Annotated in this window: 24 protein-coding genes and 3 tRNA genes; 10 read left to right on the top strand and 17 right to left on the bottom strand. The window is 55.4% G+C overall.

Annotated elements, in window-relative coordinates; all coding sequences use genetic code 11:
• Positions 1-20 precede the first annotated feature (20 nt).
• Entirely contained in the window at positions 21-1,448 is a 1,428-nt protein-coding gene (locus HMPREF9238_RS05585) for an MBL fold metallo-hydrolase RNA specificity domain-containing protein (RefSeq protein ID WP_016444478.1), read from the bottom strand.
• A gap of 145 nt (positions 1,449-1,593) precedes the next feature.
• Positions 1,594-1,677 (bottom strand) — tRNA-Leu (locus tag HMPREF9238_RS05580).
• Positions 1,678-1,818: 141 nt separating this feature from the next.
• On the opposite strand from HMPREF9238_RS05580, the gene HMPREF9238_RS05575 reads away from it, so the two are divergent.
• From HMPREF9238_RS05575 to pknB, 7 genes are read left to right on the top strand one after another with little or no spacing between them, the layout of a single operon-like run.
• On the top strand, positions 1,819-2,526 hold the full coding sequence (locus tag HMPREF9238_RS05575) for an FHA domain-containing protein (RefSeq protein WP_016444477.1): 708 nt from the start codon (positions 1,819-1,821) through the stop codon (positions 2,524-2,526).
• Entirely contained in the window at positions 2,527-3,015 is a 489-nt protein-coding gene (locus HMPREF9238_RS05570; protein WP_016444476.1) for an FHA domain-containing protein FhaB/FipA, read from the top strand. It abuts the gene before it with no gap.
• The gene (locus HMPREF9238_RS05565) at positions 3,015-4,307 is read left to right on the top strand and encodes a PP2C family protein-serine/threonine phosphatase (protein ID WP_016444475.1); all 1,293 of its coding nucleotides are present in this window, start codon (positions 3,015-3,017) and stop codon (positions 4,305-4,307) included. Before HMPREF9238_RS05570 ends, HMPREF9238_RS05565 begins: the two co-directional genes overlap by 1 nt.
• Positions 4,307-5,704, top strand: a complete 1,398-nt coding sequence (locus HMPREF9238_RS05560) for an FtsW/RodA/SpoVE family cell cycle protein (protein WP_016444474.1) — start codon at positions 4,307-4,309, stop codon at positions 5,702-5,704. The genes HMPREF9238_RS05565 and HMPREF9238_RS05560 overlap by 1 nt, the downstream gene beginning before the upstream one ends.
• Positions 5,701-7,149, top strand: a complete 1,449-nt coding sequence (locus tag HMPREF9238_RS05555; RefSeq protein WP_016444473.1) for a peptidoglycan D,D-transpeptidase FtsI family protein — start codon at positions 5,701-5,703, stop codon at positions 7,147-7,149. Before HMPREF9238_RS05560 ends, HMPREF9238_RS05555 begins: the two co-directional genes overlap by 4 nt.
• Positions 7,142-8,485: a serine/threonine-protein kinase gene (locus HMPREF9238_RS08645; protein ID WP_016444472.1), complete on the top strand. Its 1,344-nt coding sequence runs from the start codon at positions 7,142-7,144 to the stop codon at positions 8,483-8,485. Before HMPREF9238_RS05555 ends, HMPREF9238_RS08645 begins: the two co-directional genes overlap by 8 nt.
• The gene (pknB, locus tag HMPREF9238_RS05545) at positions 8,458-10,251 is read left to right on the top strand and encodes a Stk1 family PASTA domain-containing Ser/Thr kinase (RefSeq protein WP_016444471.1); all 1,794 of its coding nucleotides are present in this window, start codon (positions 8,458-8,460) and stop codon (positions 10,249-10,251) included. Before HMPREF9238_RS08645 ends, pknB begins: the two co-directional genes overlap by 28 nt.
• A gap of 77 nt (positions 10,252-10,328) precedes the next feature.
• Here the strand turns inward: pknB and HMPREF9238_RS05540 are convergent, their stop codons facing one another.
• From HMPREF9238_RS05540 to HMPREF9238_RS05530, 3 genes are read right to left on the bottom strand one after another with little or no spacing between them, the layout of a single operon-like run.
• Positions 10,329-10,511 carry a hypothetical protein gene (locus HMPREF9238_RS05540; protein ID WP_016444470.1) on the bottom strand — a complete coding sequence of 61 codons (183 nt, stop codon included), beginning with the start codon at positions 10,509-10,511 and terminating at the stop codon, positions 10,329-10,331.
• The gene (locus HMPREF9238_RS05535) at positions 10,512-11,279 is read right to left on the bottom strand and encodes a class E sortase (protein WP_016444469.1); all 768 of its coding nucleotides are present in this window, start codon (positions 11,277-11,279) and stop codon (positions 10,512-10,514) included.
• A complete protein-coding gene (locus tag HMPREF9238_RS05530) occupies positions 11,269-12,045 on the bottom strand; it encodes a DUF881 domain-containing protein (RefSeq protein WP_016444468.1) in 777 nt (258 codons plus the stop codon). Before HMPREF9238_RS05530 ends, HMPREF9238_RS05535 begins: the two co-directional genes overlap by 11 nt.
• A gap of 115 nt (positions 12,046-12,160) precedes the next feature.
• On the opposite strand from HMPREF9238_RS05530, the gene HMPREF9238_RS05525 reads away from it, so the two are divergent.
• Positions 12,161-12,427 carry a cell division protein CrgA gene (locus HMPREF9238_RS05525; RefSeq protein ID WP_016444467.1) on the top strand — a complete coding sequence of 89 codons (267 nt, stop codon included), beginning with the start codon at positions 12,161-12,163 and terminating at the stop codon, positions 12,425-12,427.
• 169 nt (positions 12,428-12,596) lie between these two features.
• On the opposite strand, the gene HMPREF9238_RS05520 is transcribed toward HMPREF9238_RS05525, so the two are convergent.
• On the bottom strand, positions 12,597-13,172 hold the full coding sequence (locus tag HMPREF9238_RS05520) for a hypothetical protein (protein ID WP_232217605.1): 576 nt from the start codon (positions 13,170-13,172) through the stop codon (positions 12,597-12,599).
• Positions 13,173-13,313: 141 nt separating this feature from the next.
• Here HMPREF9238_RS05520 and HMPREF9238_RS05515 point away from each other — a divergent pair, with 141 nt between their 5' ends.
• Both HMPREF9238_RS05515 and HMPREF9238_RS05510 read left to right on the top strand, forming a co-directional pair.
• Positions 13,314-13,835, top strand: coding sequence for a peptidylprolyl isomerase (locus HMPREF9238_RS05515; protein WP_016444465.1), 522 nt, complete (start codon positions 13,314-13,316; stop codon positions 13,833-13,835).
• Positions 13,836-14,038: 203 nt separating this feature from the next.
• Positions 14,039-14,704 carry a rhomboid family intramembrane serine protease gene (locus HMPREF9238_RS05510; RefSeq protein WP_232217604.1) on the top strand — a complete coding sequence of 222 codons (666 nt, stop codon included), beginning with the start codon at positions 14,039-14,041 and terminating at the stop codon, positions 14,702-14,704.
• A gap of 584 nt (positions 14,705-15,288) precedes the next feature.
• On the opposite strand, the gene HMPREF9238_RS08980 is transcribed toward HMPREF9238_RS05510, so the two are convergent.
• The 11 genes from HMPREF9238_RS08980 to dnaA form a co-directional block, all read right to left on the bottom strand.
• Positions 15,289-15,666 carry a hypothetical protein gene (locus HMPREF9238_RS08980; RefSeq protein WP_016444462.1) on the bottom strand — a complete coding sequence of 126 codons (378 nt, stop codon included), beginning with the start codon at positions 15,664-15,666 and terminating at the stop codon, positions 15,289-15,291.
• A gap of 226 nt (positions 15,667-15,892) precedes the next feature.
• Positions 15,893-15,968: transfer RNA gene (locus HMPREF9238_RS05500), tRNA-Ala, on the bottom strand.
• 13 nt (positions 15,969-15,981) lie between these two features.
• Positions 15,982-16,128 carry a hypothetical protein gene (locus tag HMPREF9238_RS08870; RefSeq protein ID WP_016444461.1) on the bottom strand — a complete coding sequence of 49 codons (147 nt, stop codon included), beginning with the start codon at positions 16,126-16,128 and terminating at the stop codon, positions 15,982-15,984.
• 32 nt (positions 16,129-16,160) lie between these two features.
• Positions 16,161-16,234 (bottom strand) — tRNA-Ile (locus HMPREF9238_RS05495).
• A gap of 119 nt (positions 16,235-16,353) precedes the next feature.
• A complete protein-coding gene (locus HMPREF9238_RS05490) occupies positions 16,354-16,761 on the bottom strand; it encodes a DUF3566 domain-containing protein (RefSeq protein ID WP_016444460.1) in 408 nt (135 codons plus the stop codon).
• Positions 16,758-19,334, bottom strand: coding sequence for a DNA gyrase subunit A (gene gyrA / locus HMPREF9238_RS05485; protein WP_051109819.1), 2,577 nt, complete (start codon positions 19,332-19,334; stop codon positions 16,758-16,760). The genes HMPREF9238_RS05490 and gyrA overlap by 4 nt, the downstream gene beginning before the upstream one ends.
• A gap of 108 nt (positions 19,335-19,442) precedes the next feature.
• Positions 19,443-21,473 carry a DNA topoisomerase (ATP-hydrolyzing) subunit B gene (gyrB, locus tag HMPREF9238_RS05480; protein WP_016444458.1) on the bottom strand — a complete coding sequence of 677 codons (2,031 nt, stop codon included), beginning with the start codon at positions 21,471-21,473 and terminating at the stop codon, positions 19,443-19,445.
• Positions 21,474-21,784: 311 nt separating this feature from the next.
• Entirely contained in the window at positions 21,785-22,402 is a 618-nt protein-coding gene (locus HMPREF9238_RS05475) for a DciA family protein (protein ID WP_016444457.1), read from the bottom strand.
• Positions 22,399-23,682 (bottom strand): DNA replication/repair protein RecF, encoded by a 1,284-nt coding sequence (recF, locus tag HMPREF9238_RS05470; protein WP_016444456.1) that lies wholly within the window; start codon positions 23,680-23,682, stop codon positions 22,399-22,401. The genes HMPREF9238_RS05475 and recF overlap by 4 nt, the downstream gene beginning before the upstream one ends.
• A 92-nt stretch (positions 23,683-23,774) precedes the next feature.
• Positions 23,775-24,911: a DNA polymerase III subunit beta gene (dnaN, locus tag HMPREF9238_RS05465; protein WP_016444455.1), complete on the bottom strand. Its 1,137-nt coding sequence runs from the start codon at positions 24,909-24,911 to the stop codon at positions 23,775-23,777.
• 389 nt (positions 24,912-25,300) lie between these two features.
• A complete protein-coding gene (gene dnaA, locus HMPREF9238_RS05460; RefSeq protein ID WP_016444454.1) occupies positions 25,301-26,776 on the bottom strand; it encodes a chromosomal replication initiator protein DnaA in 1,476 nt (491 codons plus the stop codon).
• Between the last annotated feature and the right edge of the window lie 207 nt (positions 26,777-26,983).

The following is a 26,983-nucleotide window of genomic DNA, read 5'->3' as shown; positions in this document are numbered from 1 at the left end:
ACGTCACCCCTGACCTTGCGTTAATCCCTGACCCAATCCGGGTTTGGAGCCAATCTCACCACCTCGCCGAACTGGGGGATAACCACATTCCAGCCCAGCTCCTGCTTGATCCGCTCACCCAGCGCTTGGGCTGCCCGTGGCTCACCGTGCGTCAAGAACACCGCGTGCGGGGCCTTCCCCGCCTCGCCATCATCGCCCTGACCGACCTGTGCCACCCAACGCAAAAGTTCGTCTCGGTCGGCGTGCGCAGAGAACTCACGATCTTGGGTAACCTCAGCGCGAACCGGCACGTACCAGCCGTGCATCTTGATCGATTCCGCGCCGTCAAGGATTTTGCGACCGCGCGTGCCCACAGCCTGGTATCCCGTGATAATCAGGCAGTTCTTCGGGTCTGGTAGCAATCTTTGCAAGTGGTGCAGAACGCGGCCACCCACCAACATCCCTGAGGAGGTCACTATGATGCACGAGCCTTTGAACTCGTTGATCCTCTTAGATTCCTCCACGCTCAACATCTGTTTTAACCTCGGAATGCCCAGGAAGTCTTCCTTATCAATACCGCTGCGCATCTCTTCGTCCGCGAACTCCTCGTACACGCTTAGGGCGCGAAGGCCCATCGGTGAGTCCACAAACACCGGCAGATCCGGGATTCGCCCCTCGCGCATCATCGACACCAGTTGGGCGAGCACAGACTCCGTGCGGTGAATCGCAAACGCAGGAATCACGATTTTTCCGCCCCGCGCAGCGGTGTCACGGATTGCGCGCGACATCTCTTCGTGCGGCACCTCGGCAACCTCGTGGAGCCGGTCACCGTACGTGGATTCCATAATCACCCAATCCGCTGCCGGAGTTTTCCCGCGCGGCTTCAGCAAGTACGGGTTCTCGCGCCCCAGATCGCCGGAAAAGAGGATCCGCGTGCCCTCCGTCTCAATCAGAATCGAAGCTGACCCGAGGATGTGGCTGGCCGGCACCCAGCGGGCGGAGAACTCCCCAAAATCAACTTCCACATCAAACTCAACGGGGCGGAAATACTGCAGCGTCTTTTCCACGTCCTCTGGAGTGAAGAGGGCCAACGGATTCTCGTGCTTGGAATAACCGCCCTTTTTCGCTGCCTTCGCGTCATTCACCTGCAGGTTGCCGGCATCGCGCAGGACTATCTCAGCGAGCTTGATAGTTGCCCTCGTAGCCCAAATCGAGCCTCTAAAACCTTGCTTCACAAGCACCGGCAGGTAAGCCACGTGGTCAGCGTGAGCGTGCGTAACCAAAATGTCCGTGATGGTTTGTGGGCTGGGCGAAAACGGCTCCCAGTTCTTTACACGCCATTTCTTCTCACCCTGATACATGCCCGCGTCAACCAGGACCTTACGGCCATCAATATCCAGCAGATACTTCGATCCCGTCACGGTTCCAGCCGCACCAAGAAACCTGCAAGTAACAAGCGGATCGCTCATGTCCCTCACCTATCCGTATGCAATCGAGGCACTTCCAGTATGACGCAGAACACACCGGTTTGCAGGAGGGAGGCTTCGCGTGAATCGTAGCAGCGGCAGGCCGAGCCTCGGATACGAAAAAGGCTCAACCGGAGTTGAGCCATCGTGCCCGAGGGGGGAGTCGAACCCCCATGCCCGCAAGGGCACACGGACCTGAACCGTGCGCGTCTACCAATTCCGCCACCCGGGCTAAAGCTAGATCAGCATATAAAATCAAAACCACTGAGGCAAATTCAGCCCGCCTCACGCAATCGCTATAATATGGCCAAAGTACAAGCGTAGATTCCGCAGCTCGTAGCAGAACCATAGAGCTACCTATTGGGGGTGGACAATGCGGTTTCTTGACCGATTCGAATCAGCAATCGAAAAAGGCGTGCAAGGCACCTTCTCCCGGATCTTCCGCTCCGAACTAAAGCCTGTAGACGTCAGCTCCGCAGTGCGGGGTGCCATGGACGACCACGTACAGGAATACTCGCGAGATCGCGCCGTCGCCCCCAACCAATACACCGTCCGCGTCGCACCCTCTGACATGAAACGATTCGAAGAAATAGGCATAGACGTGCTCGCCGCCGAAGTGGAAAACACGGCGCGCGAACACGCCGAAGAGAACAACTTCGCTCTCGTTGGCCCCATCGACGTGCGCATCGAGGAAGGCACGGAAGAACTCACCGGCGAACTCGAAATCGAGGTCGGCACCAAACGCGGAGCCGTTGCCCCCGCCACCAGCCAAGTTGCCACCGAATCCAACCCCATCATCGACGTTGAGGGGGAACGTTGGATCCTCACTGAGCCTGTCACCATCCTCGGACGCGGCACCGAAGCCGACATCACCATTTCAGACTCCGGAGTCTCCCGCCGTCACCTCGAACTACGCAAGACCCCCGACGGCGTGATTGCCTCCGACCTGGGATCCACAAACGGCCTCTACGTCGAAGGACACAAGGTAGACGCCGCCACGCTAGTAGACGGAAATCAGCTAGTGATTGGACGCACGCGCATTCTGTTTTGGACATCTCCCGCAAAGGAGCAATATACGTAGATGGCATCTGACCTAGCATTCACGCTACTCCGACTCCTCTATCTCCTGCTGCTTTGGGCGGTAGCGCTCGGAGCTGTCTCCCTGCTACGCCAAGACATCTTCGGAACCGTAGTCACACCGCGCGGCGCGGGCCGCAAAGAGGCTGACAAACACCTCGCGGAATCTAAACGCCGCCGCAAGCGCAGCGCGGCCCCAGCCACGCCAACCAAACTCCTCATCACGGGGGGCCCTCTGGTGGGCACCACGATGAAGCTAGGGAACGCGGACATCACCATCGGCCGCTCACCCGCCTCCACGCTGGTGATTGACGACGAATACGCGTCTTCGCGCCACGCCCGCCTCCACCTGGACGATGAAGGCTGGTGGATTGAAGACCTCGGCTCCACAAACGGCACGTTCGTTGACGACGAGCGCATCGACCGGCCCCACCGCCTCACGTTCGGCGCTAACGTGCGCATTGGTAGAACCACGTTTGAGTTGGTGAGCTAATGGCAGTTGACTTCCGCTTTGCCGCCCGGTCTGACGTGGGCCTCGTGCGCAAAAACAACCAGGACTCCGGATACGCCGGGCCGCACCTGTTGCTACTTGCCGACGGCATGGGCGGGCCTGCGGGCGGAGACATCGCATCATCCGTGGCCGTCGCCCACTTTGCGCCCCTCGACGCCGACGACCACCCGGCTGAACAAATGCTCCCCCTGCTACGTGAAGCTCTAAATGCCGCGCACGCCGAACTGGTGGAACGGTCTCAAAACGACCCGAAACTGAAAGGCCTTGGCACCACTTGCATTGCCCTCATGCGATCCGGGTCAAAACTCGCGATGGTACACATTGGTGACTCGCGCGCCTACGTGCTTCGAGACGGTAACCTGACGCAGGTCACCACCGACCACTCGTTTGTGCAATACCTCATCCAAACCGGGCAAATCACGCCCGAAGAGGCCGAAAATCACCCGCAGCGCTCCATCGTGCTGCGTATTCTTGGCGACTCTGGCTCTGACGTTGTCCCCGACGAATCTGTCCGTGAAGCCATGGTGGGAGACCGGTGGCTGCTGTGCTCGGACGGGCTATCCGGCGTCGTATCCGCCGACACCATCATCGAAACGCTTTCCAGCATTGAAGATCCTGGCGAATGTGCCGAAGAGCTAATCAATCTTGCCCTCCGAGGGGGCGGCCCGGACAACATCACATGCGTGATTGCCGACATCGTTCCCGCTGGCTCCACCGACGGTCAAACCCCCCAAGTGGTAGGCGCCGCCGCCGTTGATCGCAACCTCCCCAGCCGAGGAGGAGAGGGCGCCGCCGCGCGCGCCGCCAACCTCGCGCCGCGCGAAACCGTGCCCGACGAGGAAGAAACTGAAGACCCAAAACCCAAGTCTTGGGTCAAACCCTTCTTCGCCCTCATCGCTGCAGCCCTCGTCATCCTGGGCGCGTGGGGCGGCTACGTCTGGTCACAAACCCAGTATTACGCGCAGCTAGTAGATGACAGAGTTGTCATTTTCCAAGGTATACCACAGGCTGTTGGACCGTTTGAGTTGTCTCATCCGGTTGAACTCACTGAGCTTAAGGCCGCTGACCTCCTCCCCGTAGAACGCACGCGCCTGAAAGAGCCCGTACGGCGATCTTCGATGGAGGAAATCAACCAATACGTCGAATCCTTGCAACGCACAGCTGAGAGAACCAAGACAACCTCGACAACTGAGACCACCGGCGAAACAGGCCCAAACGTACCGTCTGAGTCTGCAACCAGCGCGCCCACCACGGCTGCCGCTAAGGAGCGCTAATGGCAACCGTAACGATCTCCCCACCAAGATCGCGGCCCTTCCTAGAGCTGCTCCTGCTTGTCCTGTCCACGGCCGCTGGACTGGGCGGCTACGCCCTTACCTCTCTAAATCGAACTGACGAGCTTCCTGCCAACATCCTGTGGCACGTGGTGATCCTCGTTGTCTTCTCAACCGTCGCATACCTTGGAGTGCGCAAGCTCGCCCCGCACGCCGACCCCGTGATCCTGCCTATCGCTGTTGGGCTGACCGGCATCGGACTGGCCATGATTTACCGGCTCGATATGTCCTACAAGGCGCTAAACGAAAACCTGCCGCCCGAATCGCAATACCCGATCGTCGGCATGAAACAGCTGATTTTCGTGGCCGTGGGATTGGCGGCCGCCGCCGCCGTCCTGATCCTTGTGCGCAACCACCGCAACCTGCGCCGCTACACGTACATCGCAATGTTTTTGTCCATCGTGCTACTAATCCTGCCCCTCATTCCCGGGCTCGGACAGGAACATTTCGGCGCGCGCATCTGGATTTATATCGGACCGTTCTCCGTTCAACCAGCCGAGTTCGTAAAGATTACGCTCGCCATCTTCTTTGCCGGCTACCTCGTCACCAACCGTGACATGCTCACGGTTGGCGGCAAAAAGTTTCTCGGCATCCGCCTGCCCCGCGCCCGCGACCTCGGCCCCATCCTGCTCACCTGGCTCGTAGCCGTCCTCGTACTGGTATTGCAACGCGACCTGGGCACCTCGCTACTATTCTTCGGCCTGTTCATCGCCATGATCTACGTGGCCACCGCCCGCGTCTCCTGGCTAATCATCGGCGCCGTACTATTCACGCCAGCCGCCTACCTCGCGGTAAAAGCATTCCCCCACGTGGGCCGGCGCATCACCATCTGGCTACACGCGTACGACAACGACATTTACAACGCCATCGGCGGCTCACACCAGGTGGTGCAAGGCCAGTTCGGCATGGCATCAGGCGGCCTGTTCGGCACGGGATGGGGACGTGGATACCCGCAACTTGTGCCCTTCGCGCAGTCTGACTTCATCCTCTCCTCCCTTGCCGAAGAGCTTGGCCTCACCGGCCTCATGGCCATCCTGCTCATGTACCTGATCCTGATTGAGCGCGGACTGCGCGCCGCCATCGGGGTGCGTGACGGATTCGGCAAGCTCCTCGCCACCGGCATCAGCTTCTCGCTCGGCCTGCAACTGTTCGTGGTGCTTGGCGGCATCACCCGCCTCATTCCACTGACGGGCCTCACCGCGCCCTTCCTCGCCCAAGGCGGCTCATCCATGGTTGCCTCCTGGATATCCGTGGCCCTCCTGCTACGCATCTCTGACGCGTCCCGCCGGCCGCCAACCCCCGTTGCCATGCCTAGCGAGCTTGCGGGAGGCGTGAAGTGAACAACCAAATCCGCAAACTGTACATCATCCTGTTCGCGATGGTGTGTTCGCTGGCGCTGGCAGCCACATACATTCAGTTCTACAAGGCGCCCGAGCTCAACGCGGATGCGCGCAATTCGCGTACTATCCTGCACGCCGCTGAGCGCGACCGCGGGCCCATCATCGTAAATGGTGCCGCAATTGCTGAATCGGTGAAAATACCGGACTCGCGCAGGTACACCCGCAACTATCCGGCGGGCGACCTCTACGCGCACCTCACCGGCTGGTTCTCCACTAACCTTGGCTCATCCAGCGGCCTCGAATCCGCTGCGGACGACATTCTTGAAGGCGACGCCCCTTCTCTTCTCACTCAGCGCCTCCAAAACCTCCTTACCGGCCAGGAGCGGCGCGGTGGCGGTGTCAATCTAACCATCGACGCACCACTCCAAGAAGCTGCCAAATCTGCCCTCGGAGGCCGCGAAGGTGCAGTTGTTGCCATCGAGGCGAAGACTGGCGCGATCCGCGCCCTCTACTCCTCCCCCTCCTACGACCCCAACATTCTGGCCGACGCAGACGGGGAAACCGCGCTGGACTACTACAAGGAGCTTGACGCAGATAGTGGGATGCCGCTGAAGAACCGCGCCATTGCCGCTGACCGCTACGCACCCGGTTCGGTGTTCAAACTGATCACTGCTGCGGCAATGCTTGAATCGGGTCTGACACCCGATTCGAAGGTGAAAGGCCCAGCCTCATACCGCCTGCCCGGCACCGAAACAGACCTGCCCAACATTAGTGGACTCGCATGCGGTGACGGTAACCCCACTCTGACCGAAGCCTTCGCCCGCTCGTGCAACACCACGTTTGCCGAAGGCGGCGTAACCGTTGGTGCGGACAAGCTGCGCCAAAAGGCCCTCGACTTCGGTTTCGAACAAAACCTCACGATCCCTCTGCCGGTCACGCCCTCCGCGTACCCTGAGGGCCTAGACCAGGCCCAAACCGCCCTCGCCGCCATTGGACAAAGCGACGTGCAGGTCACGCCTCTGCAAATCGCAATGATTGGTGCCGCAGTGGCAAACGACGGCCAACAGATGAAGCCCTACCTCATCGATTCGGTAGTAAACGCCGATCTTGAAGTGCAAACCACCATCAAGCCAGAAGTCCTTGCCACCCCCATCACCCCCGAGGTTGCCGCACAGTTGCGGACGATGATGGTTGCGGTAGTTGACACTCGCTACGGCACTGGCGGCACCATGTACCTGCCGGGCCGCACCGTAGCTGCAAAAACTGGTACGGCCGAAGTGGGAGACCACAACATCGCCTGGTCCGTTGGCTTCATTGCCAAAGACAACCCGATAGTTATTGCCGTTGCCATCCAAGGTGATGAAATCAACCCGTACGTGGGCGGCGGCACCGACGCTGGGCCCGTTGTGCGCCAGCTCTTGGAAGTCGAGGACGCCAATGAGTAACTACAGCGGGAAAATGCTGGGTGGACGCTACAAGCTTGTTCGCCAAGTTGCCACAGGCGGTATGGGCGAAGTTTGGACCGCGCGCGACAAGGTAACCGGACGTCACATTGCGGTAAAGATCCTCAAGCCGGAACTCGCCGGCCAAGCCACCTTCCTCCAACGCCTCCGCATGGAAGCAACAAACGCCATGCGCATCCAACACCCCAATATTGCTGCCGTCCTCGACCACGGTGAAGAAGATGGTACCGGCTGGATCGTCATGGAATACGTTGAGGGCCGGCCCTTCAACGAGTACCTGCGCGGCGGCAACCGCATTGCCCCCGATCAGCTTTTGCCCATCCTCATCCAGACCGCTTACGTACTTCAATCGGCTAAGGATCGCGAAATCGTTCACCGCGACATCAAGCCTTCCAACATCATCATCACGCCCGAGGGTTTGGTTAAGCTCACCGACTTCGGTATTTCCACCACGCCCGGCCAGGCAACCATTACGGAGGCCGGCATGGTGATGGGAACTGCGCAATACCTGCCGCCCGAACAAGCTATGGGTGAGCCCGCCACCCATAGCGGAGACCTGTATGCACTCGGCGTTATCGCCTACGAAGCACTCGCTGGAAAGCGCCCATTCATGGGCAAAACCCAAGTGGACGTTGCCTTTGCACATGTGAACAACGAAGTCCCGCCACTTCCTGACGACGTTCCCAAAGCGCTGGAACAAATCGTCATGAGTCTGCTCCAAAAGAAGCCATCAGACCGACCAAAAGATGGTGCCACGCTCGCGAAGCAGCTCTCTAGCGCCGCCCTCGCCCTGGGGCTCCCCACCAGCCCGCAGCCGGTGTCTCTACCCAACGCGTCAGCAGATGCACTCGAACATGATCGCAGCGGCTTCACCACCGCGATTCCCAAGAAGAATCCTGCGACCGACGTCGCGGCGCAAACGCGTGCTGAAGGAGCCGCGCCTCGCAAATTCAATGCCAAGAAGTGGCTATCCGCAGCGTCCACCGCACAACGCTCGGATCAACGTACCGGAGCAGTGGAACCAGCCGCACAAAAGAGCTTGCCTGCGCAGCCGCCACGCGCTCACAAACCACGGCCTTACTCGGCTCGAAACAATACCTATAGGCACGCCGCAGCAACCCCTTACCACCTAATAATACAAGAGTTACTAGTTGTCATAATTGTCATTTTCATTGTCACTCTGCTAGTCACTTTGGCTTTCAAAGGAAACACGAATTCCGCAAGTCCTACGGCGAGCCACGGGGAACTTATAAGTATTCTGGCAGATAACAAATCAACGGAGGTTCAAGCATGGCTGACAACCATACCCACCGCTTAGCCGGACGCTACGAAGTACGGTCGATGATCGGCCGTGGAGGCATGGCACAGGTACATCTTGGCTTCGACACCCGCCTGTCTCGAGTTGTTGCAATCAAGATGCTTCGCACCGACCTTGCCCGCGACTCCATTTTCCAAACCCGCTTCCGCCGCGAAGCACAAGCAGCCGCGTCCTTGAACCATCCAAACATAGTTGCGGTATATGACACCGGCGAAGAAGACGTCACAACACCCGACGGCTCAACCGTATCCGTGCCCTACATCGTCATGGAATACGTGGAAGGGCACACTGTGCGCGACCTCCTGGCTGGAGGAGCCCCGGTGCCCATCGACGAGGCCGTAGAAATCATCTCTGGCGTTCTGTCCGCTCTCGAATACTCACATGTGCACGGCCTGGTTCACCGCGACATAAAGCCGGGCAACATCATGCTGACGAACACCGGCAAGATCAAAGTCATGGACTTCGGCATCGCGCGGGCGCTCACCGACTCGCAAGCCACGATGACGCAAACCAATGCCGTAGTGGGAACCGCTCAATACCTCTCCCCCGAGCAGGCGCACGGCGATCCAGTTGACGCCCGTTCCGATATTTATTCCACGGGCTGCGTCCTGTTCGAACTTCTCACCGGACAGCCTCCTTTCAAGGGAGACTCGGCCGTTGCGGTAGCCTACCAGCACGTTTCGGAGATTCCCCCTACCCCCTCCTCCATTACTAGTGACGTACCTGACTCAATTGACCGAGTTGTCATGAAGGCCATGGCGAAGAACCGTGACGACAGGTACAGTTCGGCCGAAGAGATGCGCGCTGATCTGATGCGCGCGGCGCGCGGCGCCCTCGTAATGGCTCCGGAAACAGACTCATGGCAGGCGCCCGCCACGCAGGTTATGTCCCCAGCCACCACGACGATGCCAACGGCAACCATGCCTCCTCCCGCGCCCGGCTATGACACGCAAACGATGGCGCGGATCGACACTTTGGAGGAGGAACCCAAGAAGAAACGCTGGCCGATTGCCGTACTTATCGTTGTTGCACTTGCCATGATCGGCGCTCTGGTGTGGTGGTTTGCCACTAACTCCGCAGAGCCCGAAGTGGAACAGGTTCCGGTCCCAAGCGTTGTGGGCCAAACTCAAGAGCAGGCAATCGCAACGCTTAAAGAAGCCGGGTTAGAGTTTGCCATTGCGAACACTGAAGCTAATTCTGAAATTCCTGAAAACTCGGTTATATCCTCCGACCCGGAAGCCGGCACAATTGTAGATAAGGGCACCACCGTGAAGGTGGTTCTGTCTTCAGGCCCCGCAGACACTACGGTTCCCGACGTCAGCGGCCTAACCCAACAGCAGGCGCGAGATCAACTAAAACAAAAGGGACTGCAAGTATCTGACGTTGTCACTGTTGACGATCCTTCACAAGAGAAAGGGCGGGTTATTAAAACCGATCCCGAAGCCGGAGCAACAATCAGTGAAGGCGAGTCAGTAACGCTATTAGTTGCATCTGGCAACGTTTCCGTGCCCGCCGACCTGGTTGGACGCCCCCGCGACGAAGTGCTACAAACCCTGCAGGAACTGGGCCTCAACACCAACGTTGAAACCGAAGAGAGCGCAGACTATGCGGAGGGAACGGTGATGAGTCTTTCCGCAACTGGAACTGTATCTAAGGGGACGACGATCACCGTCACGGTTGCTAAAGCACCCGCGCCCACGCAGCCTCCCACGCAGGAACAGACACAGCCAACAGTCGCGCAACAGCCCTCCGAAAAGACGAGCTAAGACTCATGCAGAATAGATAGAAAAGTGCGGCCCGGACATTCATTCCCGGGCCGCCCTCTTCTATGTATGGGAAGGGTTTACGTACTGGTTGTGCTCACCCCCGGCACGTCCACCGTATTGTCAACCACGTTAAACGTGTCTTGTACCCACGGGAAGGCAAACTCAAGCAGCAGCCAAGCCACTAGAACTATTAGCAGGATCGACCAGATAACCTTCAACCACTTCGGGCCCGGTAGTAGGCGGAAGATAGCAGCATACATTTATGCGCCCTCCTTCTCAGATTTCAGCTCGGGCGGCAGGCCCCCATCACGCTCATACCAGTGTTGGAATTCCAGGTGCACGATGTAGCGGTGACTGTTACCGAACTGGCCGCCCGTCTCCGTGCTACACGTGGTCATAGTTAGCATTCGCTTAGTGGGCGTGACGCCGAGCGGCTGATCGGGAACCGGGTTAATAACCTCGGTCTGCTCCGGAATCACGATCTCTTTTTGCACCACCTTGTAAACCAAGAATGAGTTAGAAGTTTCCATAACCACGGGCGTGCTCTCTGCGAGAGTATCCACGTGGCGGAAGTTATTGCCGTACGATCGCCGGTGGGCAGCGACCGCGAAGTTACCAACCTCGCCCGGCCACTGCGTGAACTCATAGTGTCCGCCCAGCGCCTGATCCAGCAAGTACTGCGCGGTTCCGTGCACAACCGGAACTTTCATGTTGTCCCACACGGGAATGTGCAAAATCCCCATCGTTTCGCCATAGCCCACCGGAGTGAACTCGGGCGGAGCATCCGTGCGCGCTTGCGCAACCTTTTCAACCGGGACTTTAGGAAGTTGCGCTTCAAAGTCGCTGATCGCCTGCTCCCTATCTGCCTCGACCTCCCAAGAAGTCCAGTACAACTGCCAGAAAATGAACAGCCCAATCACAAGCGAGACCGTGATCATGAGCTCGCCAAGCACTCCGATAAACCGGATGAACAAGCTTGGTTTTTTGCGCTTCGAAGAACGCCTGCTGGGGTATGGACTAGTTGTCATTGTTAGCCGTCACTTTCACAAAGTTGAACACCGGCTGTTGGTTTACGGCATTAATTTTGATCTTTGCTTCGTCCCGAACACTGTAACCCAAGTTAAACCGAGCTACGTATTCACCAAGGATGGCAATCTGTGGATCCTGCGCGAGTGCGTCGCGCATTTTTACTGCATCTCCTATCGCCCCGATCTCGTAGGGCGGCGAGTAGAGCTTACCGTCAATGTTGATGACATTTCCCACGCACGACACCTTCGAATCAGCGCGCACGTACCGACCCTGCACGCTAAGCGCCTCCGCGCCACCGCTTAAGAGAGCGTTAAAAACCGCCTCTATGTCCTGCTGGTGAATCACGAGGTCGTCAGCAACCACGCCTTCGGGGAGGGGCTCAGGTATCGGAGCGTCATTTAGCGTAACAGTGAGGCCGGGCCCCGTTAAATCCACACGCGTGCGCTCTGACACGGGTAGTTGCGGCTGGTCGGGCACGGCCGCAATCATCTGATCGATCTGCTTGTACATTTCCTCGTTTTCCGAAGATAGCTCTTTCACGGTAGCTTCTTTTCGGGCTACCAGAGACAGCAGGTCCGAGTCATACCTTGAGCCGACGGGAGGCCGGAACGTCATGGAACCAGCAAAAAGCAATCCGGCTAGGAATAACACAAATCCACGGCCAAAAACACGCTTCATCCGCGCTGAAAGAGGAGTTTTGCGGCTATGGTTAGCTACGCGACTGTGCGTGGCGCGGGTAGCGCCATGCGTTTGAGCGTTTTCCACTAGCCCTCCTCTTCGCGATATCTGCTAGTTTTGGTACGCTATTACAGGATTTTAATCATTCGCCCGATCCAATGTATCTAGTGTACGGGTAGGGCTCTGTCGGAAGGTATTAGGCGTGCCTGAATCAAAAAAACGCAAAAAGACGTCCAGCTCGTCTCACTCAGATGACTTGCAAATCAAGTCGTGGACTGACGGCATCCCGCTCTCCCCGTCCTGGTGGGCTCCCACGTTCGTAACTCTGCTTATCATCGGCCTGCTGTGGCTCCTCGTCATGTACATGACGAGCGCTCGCTTCCCGATTCCTGGGATCGGCAACTGGAATCTTGCGATCGGCCTTGGTTTCATGATGACTGGCTTCCTCATGACACTGCGCTGGCGCTAAAAGTTTCAAAAAATGGTGGGCTTCGTGCCCACCATTTTTCGTCCTGTTTCGAGCTACGTTTAACTCACCTGTTACCGTTTCAAAGCTAGAGTCACACAAAGCTTTGGAAAATGAAGTGAGGTCGAGGCACTTGGCCTCGACCTCACCTAAAGAAGAAACTAAGCTTGGCTTACTCTTCGGTCTCCTCAGCAGATTCTGCCGGGGTTTCAACGATGTCAACATCTGTATCCAGGTCAGCCCAGTACTCTTCTGCCCAAGGATCCTCGATCGGCTGTGAACGACGCCAAAGCAAGTAGCCTACGCCAGCTGCGGCAGTGCCAAGCAGTGCCCATCCGAACGTCTTTGCAACAGTACGACCCACGGACTTCTTAGGCTTCGTCAGCTCCTTGCGGCTGGCCTCGCCTGCACGCTGCATGCGCTCGGCGATCGTGCCGTCCTTCTTTGCTGCCGCAGACGCTGCGCGAGCAGCCTTCTCGCCACGCTTAGCGTAATCGCTGGCAACAGCCTGAGCATCATCCAGGTATGGGCGAACGCGATCGGCAGCCTCCTCAAGCACAGGAGCAGTTGCCTTAACCGTCTCATCCCACAGGTGCTGAGCACGAGGGCCAACCCATTCTGCACCCTCCTGTGCCAAGTTCTGTGCCTTTGCTACAAATTCTTCACCATGACGCATCGCGGCCTCAGCTGCGGCATCAGCCTCACGATGGAGCTTCTTTGTATCTAGCTTGCCCATCATTTCCTCCATTACGTTGAGAATCAGCTTCGCCTTAGCGAAACACTATCCCTTCTATTTTGCACTGAAACTGCGTGCATTGCAGGATGAACCGGCTGGGAATCTTGGGGGATCGGGAAAGACATATCCGAATAAATCTGCGACAATTGCAATATGAAAGCAACGATTCACACAAATATGGGCGACATCGCCATCGAACTTTTCCCCAACCATGCACCGATCACGGTGAAGAATTTTGCCGAACTTGCGCAGGGTAAGCGCGAATGGACGCATCCGGCAACCGGTGAGAAAACCACTGCGCCGCTTTACGATGGTGTTGTTTTCCACCGCGTTATTCCCGGCTTCATGATTCAGGGCGGCGACCCGCTCGGCATTGGTGTTGGCGGCCCCGGATACAACTTTGACGACGAAATCCACCCGGAACTGAACTTCACCGAACCGTACGTGCTTGCGATGGCTAACGCCGGTAAGCGCATGGGCCGGGGCACAAACGGATCCCAGTTCTTCATCACCGTTGCATCAACCACTTGGCTGCAGGGAAACCACACGATTTTCGGCAAGGTGATTGACGAAGAGTCCAAGGCGGTTGTTGACGCGATTGCCGCCGTCCCAACGGGAATGAATGACAGACCGGTTGAGGACGTCGTAATCGAAACGATTGATATCGAAGAGTGACCGATCAGCCGCGCTACGGCGAACGCAGGTCACAGCCCGCTGTGAGTTGCCCTCGCCACCCTAACCTCCCCGCCGTTTCCACTTGTAAACGGTGCGGGAGGGGCACATGCTCTGATTGCACCATCTACACCGAGGTTGGTTCCATCTGCCCCGAGTGCGCCAACAGTAGCACTCGTGCTCGCTCACTCAAACCTTCATACCGGTTGCAAGGCAAGAACGTTACCACGTGGATTCTTGGCGTAACCATTGCGGTCTCACTTCTGGCCACGGTTTATAAGCCACTCCAGGCTTGGCTAATGTACGTGCCGGCCTGGTCAACGCACGAACCCTGGCGCCTGCTCACAGTTGCCCTCGTTCACGGCGGGCTTTTGCACCTGGGCTTGAACATGTTGACGCTCTACATCGTTGGTAACCCCGTGGAGCAGATTTTAGGAGCCGGGCGCTACCTGGTTTTGTACGCGGCATCCGCAATGGGCGGCTCGCTGTTTGTGCTGGCGTGGGGATTTGTTGATCCCAGTTCACTAATGGGAGCTACCGTGGGTGCCTCCGGCGCCTTATTTGGCTTGTTTGCTGCTATTTTTGTGCTTCAAAAGGCCTCCGGTGCAGACACCACCTCGATCGTGATTTTGCTGGCCGTTAACCTGGCTTACGGGTTCGTAGTGTCGGGTATTTCGTGGCAGGGCCACCTGGGTGGTCTGATCACGGGCGCGCTCGTTACATGGATTTTGGTTCGTTTGGCAAAGCCGCAGCCTGGAAAGACTCAAAAGAGCCAAACCACCGCTACCGTGTGGGCCTCTGTTGGCATATTCGTAGCGCTATTAGCACTGAACTACGGGATCTACTGGGGGCTTAGTCAGTTCTACGGCTGAAGTTATACACAGCTATCCACAATCACTTAGAACCCGATCTGCCGGTTTTCCACAGCTCGGGTTCTTTTGTTAGATGAACAAGATATTTTCGGTGGAATTTCCCGGAAACGATTGTAGAACTACATAAGTGTAAGTTTCCCCAGGTGTGGATATTCCTGTGTATAAGTCTCATTTCGATGTAATTCGGGCGCAGTAGCGAAGTCTTATATTGGCCAAATGAAGGCTCGCGATTATTCGTTACACAGCTGAACACGACGATGAACGTGGTGCTAGACGTTATTATTTAGGGTCCGGCTATCGAATCCTCCTTCCAACAGATGAACGATTGTTGCGTTTTCTTCTTGCCATGCTGCGGCGTTAGGGTCTATCCAGCCTAGTAGGGTGTGGGCGTTCTCGAAATCCTTACTGAAGTCACGTTTAAACACTGGTTCGAGGTGAGCGGCTCTGTTGCGAACAAAGTTCAAATCGGAGAGCAATGTTGTCACCTGTTTTTGGCGTGTCCAGATGTCTTTATTCCCGTTCGGGAAAGCATACTGCAATGCTGGAGTCCACAACGAGGTTAAGTATCGTTTGGAAGTTAGAAATCACCAAAAACCAAAAGAGAGTTCGGCAAGAACTTTGGAATGTGTTACAGGTTTTCTTAAACGGAGTACCCGTTGGCGTGCGATGGCAATATCTTTCTGGGCGTGGTCATCTAGAACATCAAGATCAAACCAGTCAGTATGCGGGCTTATTTTTGCATTCCACTCAGTGAGTGCTCGATCGATAGCGTTGCGCGCCACGACTTCCACCATCGCCGTCATTCCTTGCAGCGCTGTAGCTAATTGAATATTACGGTTATAGAGCACGAAAGCGGTTTCGATGTTGCCATCCATGGCAGCGAGATAGGTGGCCATCCGTTGTTTTGAGAGCAGGTGTAACATCGCCTGAGGATCCCACATGGATCTCTTCGGCAGTGACATCACCGCCTTCTAAGGTAGGATAAGTAACGAAGACCCCGGAACGATCACCAGCCTCGGCTGCATCGCCGGGGTTACGTCTATTGCTCAGGTTATAGGCCATTTTAGCTTTTTGTCGCGTGGCCTAAATGAGTGCTCTTGTGTGCAACTTATGCGCTCTTAGCGGTTCAACGCCAAGAAAACAAAACAAAACCTGCCGGCACGAAAACCTATTCGCACCAGCAGGTAATGGTGGAGCTAAGGGGACTCGAACCCCTAACCCCCTGCTTGCAAAGCAGGTGCGCTACCAATTGCGCCATAGCCCCTATTGGGAATCTGTTAGTCCATCGCGTTAGATGGTTCAGCCGGAACGGGCTGCCACAGACTCTTGTCGTCTGAAAGATCGCGAGTGATCTGGTAAGTGACTATGCCTACCGTACCAACGATCCCGCCAATAACTAGATTTCGTAGTCCTTCGCGAATCATACGAACCTCCGTTACGGTGCTTCAAACGCCGGTGGGCCTAGCTGGACTCGAACCAGCGACCTCTTCCTTATCAGGGAAGCGCTCTAACCGACTGAGCTATAGGCCCATGCGCTGTCGCACCAAATAAGATTACCCAACGCAGTTCAACATTGCCAAACTGCTACCAGTGACAATCATTACACTAGAACTTTTACGCACTTTCTGCACGTTTGTTCTACGAAATGATCATTCGTCCATAAGGGTTACTCGCACGCCGCCCACAAGTGCAGCAACGAGGTTGTAAATGAGCGCTCCGAGCGTACACAGGGCCGTGAGTATCACGATGTTCACCACGCCCACCAGCGTTGCCATTGACATCACCTGCGGCAGACGAGCGTAGTCAAGTAGCTTGACGAACGATTCGGCACCAATGCTGACCAGGAAGTGCTCAATGTCAGCAAAAACATGCATTCCATCGAGCATTAACCAAATCACGAACGTCGCAATGACCGACGCGATCGCGAAGGCCACTGAAAGCATGAAGCTAACCTTCATCACGGTCCATGGGTCAACTCGGGCAACTGCCAGCATCACCTGATGCGGCGTGTCGTTCTCCCAATCTTGTTGAACGTCAGATCGCGAGGTGTCGCTCATTCGTCACCTTCCTCATCTTGCGGCGCGGACTCGGGTTCGATTCCTGGAACGGCCCCAACAGCATTTTGTGCTTCAGGTGTCGCCATGGCCTCATCATCTGAGTCTACTGCTTCAGAATCGTCATCCAACTGCGATTCCAAGTTTTTGGTGATTGCAATGATGCGGTCATCCTTTGAGGGGCGCGCGAATGTCACGCCCTGCGTGTTACGACCGGTACGCGGGACTTCGCTTACCGCGCTACGCACGATGTTGCCGCTCTCCATGATGACGAGCACTTCGTCTTCTTCCGTGACTTCAAGCCCGGCAACGAGGTCACCGCGCTCGTCCACGAGGTTTGCTACCTTGACGCCGAGGCCACCGCGGCCCCGCGTTGGGTAGGTATCGATTGCCGAGCGCTTGGCGAACCCTCCCTCGGTGATGACCAGGAGGTCGCGATCTTCATGCACGACGTCGAGGGAGAGCAGGTAGTCACCGTCACGAAACTTCATCCCGCGCACGCCAGAAGTTGCGCGGCCCATCGGGCGAACCGACTCGTCGCTCGCCTCGAAACGCAAGGCCTGCCCCATCTTCGAAATAAGAATCAGGTGCTGATCGGCATTCACCAGCTTTGCCGATACCACCGAGTCGGACTCTCCATTCACGTCACGAAGGTTAATAGCGATCAGGCCACCGCTTCGCGGCGAGTTGTAGTCCTGTAGCGCGGTCTTTTTCACGAGGCCAGACTTGGTTGCAAGAACCAGGTAGTCGGCCTGATCATAATCCTTGATAGCGAGCACGTCGCTAATTTCCTCATCCGGCTGGAAAGCTAGGAGGTTGGCAACGTGCTGCCCGCGCGAATCGCGACCGCCCTCGGGAATCTCGTACGCCTTGACCCGGTAGACGCGGCCAAGGTTAGTAAAGAACAGCAACCAGTGGTGGGTCGTGGTAACAAAGAAGTGCTGTACAACGTCATCTTGCCGTAGCTTAGCTCCGCGAATGCCCTTACCTCCACGGTGCTGACTCTTGTAGGAGTCAACACGGGTACGCTTTGCAAAACCATCGCGCGTGATCGTCACAACCACGTCTTCTTCAGGAATGAGGTCTTCGGTAGACATCTCGCCCATAAACGGCACGATGCGCGTACGCCGATCATCGCCAAACTTGTCCACGATCTCAGCGAGCTCCTCCGAAACGATCTGACGCTGGCGTTCCGGCTTTACAAGCACGTCTTCGAGGTCCGCTACGCGTGCAGCAAGCTCTGCGTGCTCGTCCAAAATCTTTTGGCGTTCAAGGGCGGCAAGCCTGCGTAGCTGCATCGCGAGGATTGCATCTGCCTGCACCTCGTCGATCTCCAAGAATTCCATGAGGCCGGTGCGCGCGTCGTTTACGGTTGGTGAACGACGGATCAATGCGATCACTTCGTCAAGTGCATCAAGCGCCTTGAGGTAACCGTTCAGGATATGCAGACGCTCGCGCGCCTTATCTAAGCGGAACTTGGTGCGACGAACAATGACGTCAATCTGGTGCTTAGTCCAGTAGTAGACGAATCCATCAATAGACAGCGTGCGCGGCACACCATCGACAAGGGCAAGCATGTTCGCGGGGAATGAATCTTGCAGCTGCGTGCGCTTATACAAGTTGTTCAACACAACCTTTGCAACCGCGTCACGTTTCAATACAATCACTAGACGCATTCCGGAGCGGCCCGAAGTCTCATCGCGAATATCCGCAATGCCCTGAACAACACCATCCTTGGCAAGCTGAGCAATCTTAGCTGCAAGGTTGTCCGGGTTGACCTGATACGGCAGCGAGGTGACAACCAGACAAGTGCGGCCCTTGATTTCTTCCACCGTAACACCGGCACGCTGCACAATAGGGCCACGTCCCGTACGGTAAACCTGCTCGATTCCAGACTTACCGAGAATCGTTGCGCCCGTTGGGAAATCAGGGCCCTTGATGATGCCAAGAAGTGCCTCAAGTAGCTCTTCGCGGGTTGCTTCTGGATGCTCGAGGTGCCACTGCACACCCTCCGCAACCTCACGCAGGTTGTGCGGCGGGATACGGGTGGCCATACCAACGGCAATACCCTCTGAACCGTTTACTAAGAGGTTTGGGAACCTTGCCGGCAAGACCGTCGGCTCCTGGTTACGACCATCATAGTTGTCAATAAAGTCAACTGTATTTTCGTCAATGTCGCGCACCATCTCCATAGCCATCGGGTGCATGCGGCACTCCGTGTAACGCGGAGCAGCGGGGCCCAGGTTACCCGGTGAACCAAAGTTACCCTGACCGGCCACAAGCGGGTAACGCATGGACCAGGGTTGCACGAGTCGGGCGAGCGCATCATAAACTGAAGCATCACCGTGCGGATGGTAGTGCGAGAGTACATCGCCAACCACACGCATGGACTTGTAGAATCCGGCATCTGGCCTGTAGCCGCCGTCGTACATCGCGTAGAGAATCCGTCGATGTACCGGCTTGAGACCGTCACGAACCTCAGGAAGTGCACGTCCTACGATGACGGACATCGCGTAGTCGAGATAGGAGCGCTGCATCTCAACTTCAATATCAACGTGGCTAATCTTTTGAGCCACCGCGCTACCGGCCTGTGCGGTTGCGGCTACCTCATCAGGAGTCTGATTGTCGTCACTCACGTTATTTCCGTTCCTTATAAACTTTAAATCCGAAATTGACCAGGTTGACTAGAAGTCTAGGAAGCGCACGTCCTGCGCATTGCGCTGAATGAACGAGCGCCTAGATTCCACGTCGTCCCCCATCAGAACGGAGAAGACTTCGTCAGCCGATGCCGCCTCAGCAACATCGATCTTCTTTAGTAGTCGCCTTGAGGGATCCATTGTGGTGTCCCAAAGCTCGTCGTGATTCATCTCGCCCAGACCCTTGTAACGCTGAACGCCACCGGTCTTAGGAAGGCGGTATCCCGCGTTCTTCCCTGCGGCGAGCTGTTCGTCCCGCTCCCTATCGGAATAAACATACTCGTGCGGCGCATTGGTCCACTTCAAACGGTAAAGAGGTGGCTGCGCGAGGTACACGTGCCCATCCTCTACAAGCGGACGCATGTAGCGGAACAGCAGGGTCAAGAGCAGCGTAGTAATGTGCTGGCCGTCAACGTCAGCATCAGCCATGAGCACGATCTTGCCGTAGCGAATCTTGGAGATATCAAACTCTTCTCCAATGCCCGTGCCCAGTGCGGAGATGAGGTCGCGGATTTCGTTGCTGTCCAGCGCCCGATCCACGCGTGCCTTTTCAACGTTCAAAATCTTGCCGCGCAGAGGCAGAATTGCCTGGTGTTCGGGATCCCTACCCATAACAGCTGAACCGCCCGCCGAGTCACCCTCGACAATGAAAATTTCGCAATCTTCCGGGTTACGCGAGGAACAGTCGCGAAGCTTACCCGGCATCGATGCGGATTCGAAGACGCTCTTTCGCCGGGTTGCCTCCCTGGCTTTGCGAGCAGCGATGCGTGCTTCCTGGGCAGCCAGTGCCTTTAAAATGATGGCTTTCGCACCGGTTGGATGCGCATCAAACCAATCTCCGAGCTGGGTGTACACCTGCTGCTGCGTGAAGGTTCGTGCCTCGGCGTTACCCAGCTTGGTCTTTGTTTGACCTTCAAACTGAGGTTCCGTGAGCTTAACCGACACAACGGCAGTGAGGCCCTCGCGAATATCATCGCCGGTGAGGTTGTCCTGCTTATCCTTCAAGATTCCTTTTTCGCGCGCGTATTTATTGACGATAGAGGTAAGCGCGGAGCGGAAACCTTCCTCATGCATACCACCCTCGGTGGTGTTGATCGTGTTCGCATAGGTGTGAATCGTTTCGGAGTACGCCCGCGTCCACTGCATTGCGATTTCGATCGACATGGTGCCTTCAGCGTTTTCATTTTCAAAATCAATGATTTCGCTGTTGATGACTTCCGACTTCTTCGTGTTGTTAATGAAGTTTACGTAGTCACGCAGGCCGCCCTCGTACATGTATGTAACCTGGCGGAACCCCGAGATTGGGTCGTCATTGGATCCGAGGTCGTCCCCGGTGATCTCGTCACCCTCATCAATAACACCTGGCCGTTCATCAGTCAGGGTGATGCGCAGGCCCTTGTTCAAAAATGCCATCTGCTGGAAGCGGCTGCGCAAAGTCTCGAAAGAGAACTCAACTGAGTCGAAAATTGACGGATCGGGGTAGAAGGTTTGCGACGTACCAGTTTCGTCTGTTTCTTCCCCCCGAACAAGATCGGTAACAGGGTGACCGCCGTTACCGAACGTCTGCCGCCACACGTAACCTTGGCGCCGCACCTCTGTTTCCACGCGAGACGAAAGCGCGTTAACCACCGAAATACCCACGCCGTGCAAACCACCCGATACTGCGTAGCCGCCGCCGCCGAACTTTCCGCCTGCGTGCAAAATGGTCATTACCACTTCAACGGTTGGGCGTCCTTCCGTGGGGTGTATATCCACAGGAATTCCACGACCGTTATCTTCAACGGTGATTCCGCCGTCCTCACGGATCGTAACTTCAATATGATCGCAGTATCCGGCCAGGGCCTCATCCACCGCGTTATCAACTACTTCGTACACCAGGTGGTGAAGACCGCGCTCGCCGGTTGAACCGATGTACATACCCGGTCGTTTGCGAACTGCCTCTAGACCTTCCAAAACGGTAATGTTCGACGCGTCGTAACCACCATTTTGTTGTTCCTGGCGGGCTTCTAGGTCAGCCAAACTAGCCCCTTTCTAGCGGGAAGCAAACTGCGCCCGGGCTAAACCCGAAAAATCAATCAGATGCGGGCGTTTGTAGTCATGAGAAGATGACTACCATAAACCGCACAAATACGCAGATTTACACTTAAAAACCTCTATAATCTTACCACTTTTTGCAATATCCACAGATTCGAGGAACCTGTTAACCAGTGGTCAACCTTGTAATTCGGAAACCTTAAAAATCACGCCCAAAAAGTTCATTCACAATGGTGGGAAAACCTGTGCATAACTTTTTTAAAACCGAAATATTGTGAACCTCTTTACTCGATCGTTTACCCGTAGGTGTCACGTGGACCTCGGCCCGGAACGTGCAGGCGGCCTTTCCTCCACGAAGGTGCTTGAGGTCCTCGAATGATGACGCGCTTCACTGCGTTTTCTCCAAAAGCCTCGGCAATCTGCTTTTCGAGCGTGGGTAACAAAAACTTCATTTGATTAGCCCACGCAGTTGACGAGGTATTAACCACAAGAACGTTGTCTTCAAACGTCTCTACCCTGCAGTGCTGGGCAACGGAAGGACCTACGATACTCGGCCATCTAGCGGCAATGGTTGCGATACTTAGCACTGAAGACCAGCCCAGCCTGTTGACCAGGTTGCCAATGACGTTATCAACTGGCTGGGGATCATACTTCGATGGGCCGGTACCTAGCTTGGAAGTAGCAAGCCCTTCCTTTGACGTCTCCTGCTCATAGCCGCCCCCGCTTCTGCCAATCCCCCAGCTCTTTCCTCGAAACGAACTAGCGCGTGACTTGCCGCCGCCCTCACTGAGGAGTCTCGCTTTTGCCGTCGTATCGGGGTAGTACCCAGATTCTCGTGCAAGCCTCTTTTGTCGGCGCACAGCTTCTTGCGCATAGCTGCCTGTCTCAGTTTCAAACTCTTCGTTTGAGGTCACGGCACGACCTCTCCATTGGACTGAACAAGCGCCTCATCATTAGTTGCCATAGTTGTCGATCGCTCAGTTCCTCTAGCTTCAGAATCCACAATTTTAGAGCCTTCCCGTCGGTCAAGGCTCACGTTCAGCACCGTGGCGTTGATTTCCTTTGGCAGATCAGTTCCCACAGCTGCAGTTATGAAAACCTGCTCCGCCCGCTCTATCGCTCCCAGCACGGCCTCTCGGCGTTTGCCGTCGAGCTCAGAAAAAACGTCATCCAAAATCAATATGGGAGGGTCTAATTCCTCTTCGTTTTCTGCCTCACCCACAAGGGCTTCAAATGAACCTAACCGCAAGGCCAATGCGACCGACCACGATTCGCCGTGCGAGGCAAAACCCTTCACCGGCATCTCATCGAGCGTCATAGCGAGGTCATCGCGGTGTGGGCCAATCAGATTCACGCCACGCGCTATCTCTTGGTCAATCACCTGATCGAGAGCTTGCTGCAGACGCGCCTCATACATCTGCGGTTCATTAATTACTTCAGACCATAGGGAGATATTATCAACCTGGTAAACCTCGTTTAACGAATGTTCGTAGCTTAAGGTCAGTTCACGCGCTTCTTCAGAGACGATGTCATGCGCTCGAGTAACAGGCTCATTGAGCGCTTCTACGGCCCGTAAGCGATATGCGAGCACCTGTCGGGCGAGTGGGACGTACTGCTCATTCCAAATCTGTACACCCGAATAATCAACATGTCTGCCAGCCCGGCGGTCTTTGCCTAACTGCTTAAGGAGCGCCGCGCGCTGCTTTGCCACCCGCTCAAAGTCAGTTTTTACCACCCTGGCTGCCGGCCACATTTGCATGGCAATTTCGTCGAGGAACCTGCGCCGACCACTGGGATCACCCTTGACTAAATCAAGATCCTCCGGTGCAAAAATGACAACTTTGACAACTCCCATTATCTGGGTTGGACGCACCGGTGATCGATTCAGTTTTGCCCGATTTGCTCGCCCGCGAATAATCTCGAGTTCAACTATGCGGTCTCTCCCGCCTGTATTGACTTTGGCTCGTATTACCGCACCCGCTGGAGATTGTTCATCTGACTTGGCGAATCGAACGAGTGCGGTATCCGCTGCTACGCGATGGGAGGAAAGGCTGGAAAGGTAAGCAACGGCCTCTACCAGATTTGTTTTTCCCTGCCCATTGCGCCCAAGTAAGACGGTGGTGCCGGGTTCAAACTCGACTACCGCGTGCTTATAGGATCGGAAGTCGTCAAGTGCCAGATGCGAGATATACACAAATCCCTCCCTCTAGCTAACCGTATGACTTCTCACCTAACTGCAGACATCCTCAATCTACCCATGACCATGCCTTGGCGATGCTAGGAAGATCAGATTCCAAAACGGATAGGCATAATGAGGTACTTGAAGGAATCGTCCTGGTTGCCAGATTCGCCTTTTTGTCCCGTAATAACTGCCGGTTTAGCTGCATCAGTGAACGAGAAGCAAACGTAGTCTGTGTCAATTACGCCAAGCCCACCTTCTAGGAAACGCGGATTAAATGCGGTAGTTAAACTGCCGCCCGCAACGGTTGCGACAACAACTTCGGAAGCCTGCGCGTTGTCGTCAGTACCCGCCTCTAGGTTCACCTGACCATCTTCAAAAGCAAGGCGAACAGAAGTGCGCTGCTCCGCTACCAAAGACACGCGCTTGACAGCCTCTACGAGCTCGTGACGATCAACCACCGCTTGGATCTGGGTGTCGTCCGGGAATAGACGACGCACCGGCGGGTAATCACCATCCATGAGAGTTGAGGTAGTGCGCCTGGATCCGGAGGCAAAACCAATCAAAGAATTCGCTGTGCCGGCAGCCTCAGTATCAAAAGCTAGTTCAACGCTTCCTCCAGAAGTCATCGACTTTGCCACATCACCAAGCACACGCGCCTTAACCAAAAGAGCAGTGGAAATACCTGGCTGTGCAGGCTCCCACTTGAACTCGCGCATCGCCAAACGGTAGCGGTCAGTACCCAAAAGCGTGATGGTGTCATCCTCAATTTCCATTCTCACACCAGTAAGAAGTGGAATCGTGTCATCGGAAGATGCAGCCACAGACACCTGAGCGATTGCCTGGGAAAATACCTGTGCATCGATCGTCCCGCGTACCTGGGGCATAACCGGCAACGGAGGATACTCATCCACCGACATCGTAGCCAGCGTGAAGTGGGAAGTACCGCAAACCAGGCTCATTTTCGGGCCTTCAAGCGTGAACTGTACGGGCTGATTAGGAAGTGATTTGGCGATGGATGCGAGGAGGCGACCAGAAACTAGAGCTTGCCCAGCAACATCAACCGTTGCCGGAACTTCTGATCGCGTAGAGATTTCGTAATCGAATGATGAAAGCGTAAGAACACCATCGGATGCTTCCATTCGAATGCCAGCGAGAATAGGCACGGAAGGACGCGTGGGAACTGTACGTGCAGTCCAATTAACGGCCTCAGATAGCACGTCGCGCTCAACGGTGAACTTCACGGTCCGCCTCACTTTCAATCATTAGTACTAGCTGTTTTACTTTACGTTATTTTATCCAATTAGGCACGTTGCTGGATCACGCTTAGGCGGTGATGCAAGGTGCCACGCCGTGAACTTGCAATCCACAGATTTTTCTTTTCTGTGCGAACATAGAAATAATAATTTGTAATTCCAGTAGTAGTCATAAGCGCTGTGCAAACTGTGGATAAGTTGGCTTTTCCGCGTGGTGTCGTAGTTTTACGTTGTGAACCAATTCTGGATAACTCTACGTATTGCACGCAACATCTGTGAATACAAAAATTAGCTATAGAAATGTATCCACAGAATTGTTTGTCGAAGAAGCCAAAATTCAGCTGTTATCCACACGAATTCACAAAACCGTGTGGATACTACTGACTCTGGCGTGCCTGAGCGCGAATTCGGCTGATTAGTTCAGTGACGTGATTGTAGATTTCCCGCTTCATCGTCATTTGGTGCGAGATCTTCTTGTTGGCGTGCATAACTGTGGTGTGGTCACGCCCTCCAAATGCTTGGCCAATTTTAGGTAGTGACAATTCGGTAAGTTCACGACACAAGTACATGGCGATCTGGCGTGCTTCAACAATCTGGCGAGATCGATCAGCCGAATTCATCTGTTCAATACTCACCTGGAAGTAGTCGGAAACTTGCCCCATGATCATAGCGATCGTGATTTCGGTATCGTCCGGGTCCGAGAGGACGTCCTTTAGAACAACCTCGGCGAGCGACCGGTTGATCTCCTGATTGGTGATCTGCGCGTAGGCGGTAACGCGAAGCAGTGAGCCTTCGAGTTCGCGAATGTTTGAGGAAATACGCGAAGCGATGAACTCGAGCACCTCGTCATTAACATCGAGGTTTTCCGCGATAGCTTTCTTGCGCAAAATGGCGATACGGGTTTCCAGGTCCGGCGGTTGAATGTCAGTGAGCAGCCCCATTTCGAACCGAGACCGCATGCGATCCCCAAGCCCCTCGAGCTTCTTCGGCGGCACATCCGAGGTGATAACAACCTGCTTGTTCGCGTTATGCAACGTGTTGAAGGTGTGGAAGAACTCTTCGACCGTCTGTTCTTTGCCCTGAATGAACTGGATGTCGTCGATGAGCAAAATGTCGACTTCGCGGTAGCGGCGCTGAAACTGCTCCGCGCGGTCATCGCGAATGGAGTTGATGAAGTCGTTAGTGAATTCTTCTGAACTCACGTATTTGACCTTCAGATTTGGGTAGAGCGAAAGCGCGTAGTTTCCAATCGCGTGCAGCAGATGAGTTTTACCCAGGCCTGAACCACCGTAAATAAACAGCGGATTGTAGGCTTTTGCGGGCATCTCACCCACGGCTGTAGCCGCAGCGTTAGCAAAGCGGTTAGACGATCCCGTAACAAAAGTATCGAAAGTGAACTTCGGATTGAGCCGTGAACCAGAAAAATCGATTGGCGAGGGCGGAGCTGGGTTGCTCACTTGAATCGGATTCACATCGTCTTCCACTTGCTCGGTGACAGGGGTGTGGGACTGTGACAGACCGGCAATGTCCACGGTAGGAGCAAATTCTGCAGCTTGTTCGAGTTCATCGATTTCAGCTTCGACTTCGTCATTGAGGGAGGGATCCACCGTGATTGCGATCCGCACGGGGGAGCCAACGTGGTTCGAAAGAGCGCCACAAATTGCGTCATTTGCATTTTTCTCAATGAAGGTCTTAGTGAACTCGTTGGGGACGGCTACCAAAATGGTGCCTTCCAGGTCGCCAAGTGGACGCGTGGTAGACAAGAACGCCTTTACGGATGGGCCAATTTCGTCGTCCTTCAAAAGATCCGCAATCACGGTGTTCCAAGCGGCGCTTAACTTCTTGCCGTCCACCCCAGCTCCTTATCCAAACGTGACCTAACGCACGGCCGATCATTCAACTTCCCTTAGTTTGTCACTTTTACACCTAATTAGTGAAGTTATCCCCATAATGGGGAAAACTTTGTGGATAACACGAAAAGAACTACATAAATGTGGTTTCCACTGTTTGCAAGCAATTCAGTTTCATATATAACTAGTTCGCGCATAACTTATGCACAG

It is taken from the genome of Gleimia europaea ACS-120-V-Col10b (assembly GCF_000411155.1).
GTDB lineage: Bacteria > Actinomycetota > Actinomycetes > Actinomycetales > Actinomycetaceae > Gleimia > Gleimia europaea_B.
This window is presented reverse-complemented; position numbering and strand designations above follow the sequence as displayed.

Bases quoted from the DNA above. Each gene is read 5' to 3' on its own strand.
- HMPREF9238_RS05585 (WP_016444478.1), bottom strand. From the start codon at position 1,448: ATGAGCGATCCGCTTGTTACTTGCAGGTTTCTTGGTGCGGCTGGAACC.
- HMPREF9238_RS05575 (WP_016444477.1), top strand. From the start codon at position 1,819: ATGCGGTTTCTTGACCGATTCGAATCAGCAATCGAAAAAGGCGTGCAA.
- HMPREF9238_RS05570 (WP_016444476.1), top strand. From the start codon at position 2,527: ATGGCATCTGACCTAGCATTCACGCTACTCCGACTCCTCTATCTCCTG.
- HMPREF9238_RS05565 (WP_016444475.1), top strand. From the start codon at position 3,015: ATGGCAGTTGACTTCCGCTTTGCCGCCCGGTCTGACGTGGGCCTCGTG.
- HMPREF9238_RS05560 (WP_016444474.1), top strand. From the start codon at position 4,307: ATGGCAACCGTAACGATCTCCCCACCAAGATCGCGGCCCTTCCTAGAG.
- HMPREF9238_RS08645 (WP_016444472.1), top strand. From the start codon at position 7,142: ATGAGTAACTACAGCGGGAAAATGCTGGGTGGACGCTACAAGCTTGTT.
- pknB (WP_016444471.1), top strand. From the start codon at position 8,458: ATGGCTGACAACCATACCCACCGCTTAGCCGGACGCTACGAAGTACGG.
- HMPREF9238_RS05540 (WP_016444470.1), bottom strand. From the start codon at position 10,511: ATGTATGCTGCTATCTTCCGCCTACTACCGGGCCCGAAGTGGTTGAAG.
- HMPREF9238_RS05535 (WP_016444469.1), bottom strand. From the start codon at position 11,279: ATGACAACTAGTCCATACCCCAGCAGGCGTTCTTCGAAGCGCAAAAAA.
- HMPREF9238_RS05520 (WP_232217605.1), bottom strand. From the start codon at position 13,172: ATGGAGGAAATGATGGGCAAGCTAGATACAAAGAAGCTCCATCGTGAG.
- HMPREF9238_RS05515 (WP_016444465.1), top strand. From the start codon at position 13,314: ATGAAAGCAACGATTCACACAAATATGGGCGACATCGCCATCGAACTT.
- HMPREF9238_RS08980 (WP_016444462.1), bottom strand. From the start codon at position 15,666: ATGTCACTGCCGAAGAGATCCATGTGGGATCCTCAGGCGATGTTACAC.
- HMPREF9238_RS08870 (WP_016444461.1), bottom strand. From the start codon at position 16,128: ATGATTCGCGAAGGACTACGAAATCTAGTTATTGGCGGGATCGTTGGT.
- HMPREF9238_RS05490 (WP_016444460.1), bottom strand. From the start codon at position 16,761: ATGAGCGACACCTCGCGATCTGACGTTCAACAAGATTGGGAGAACGAC.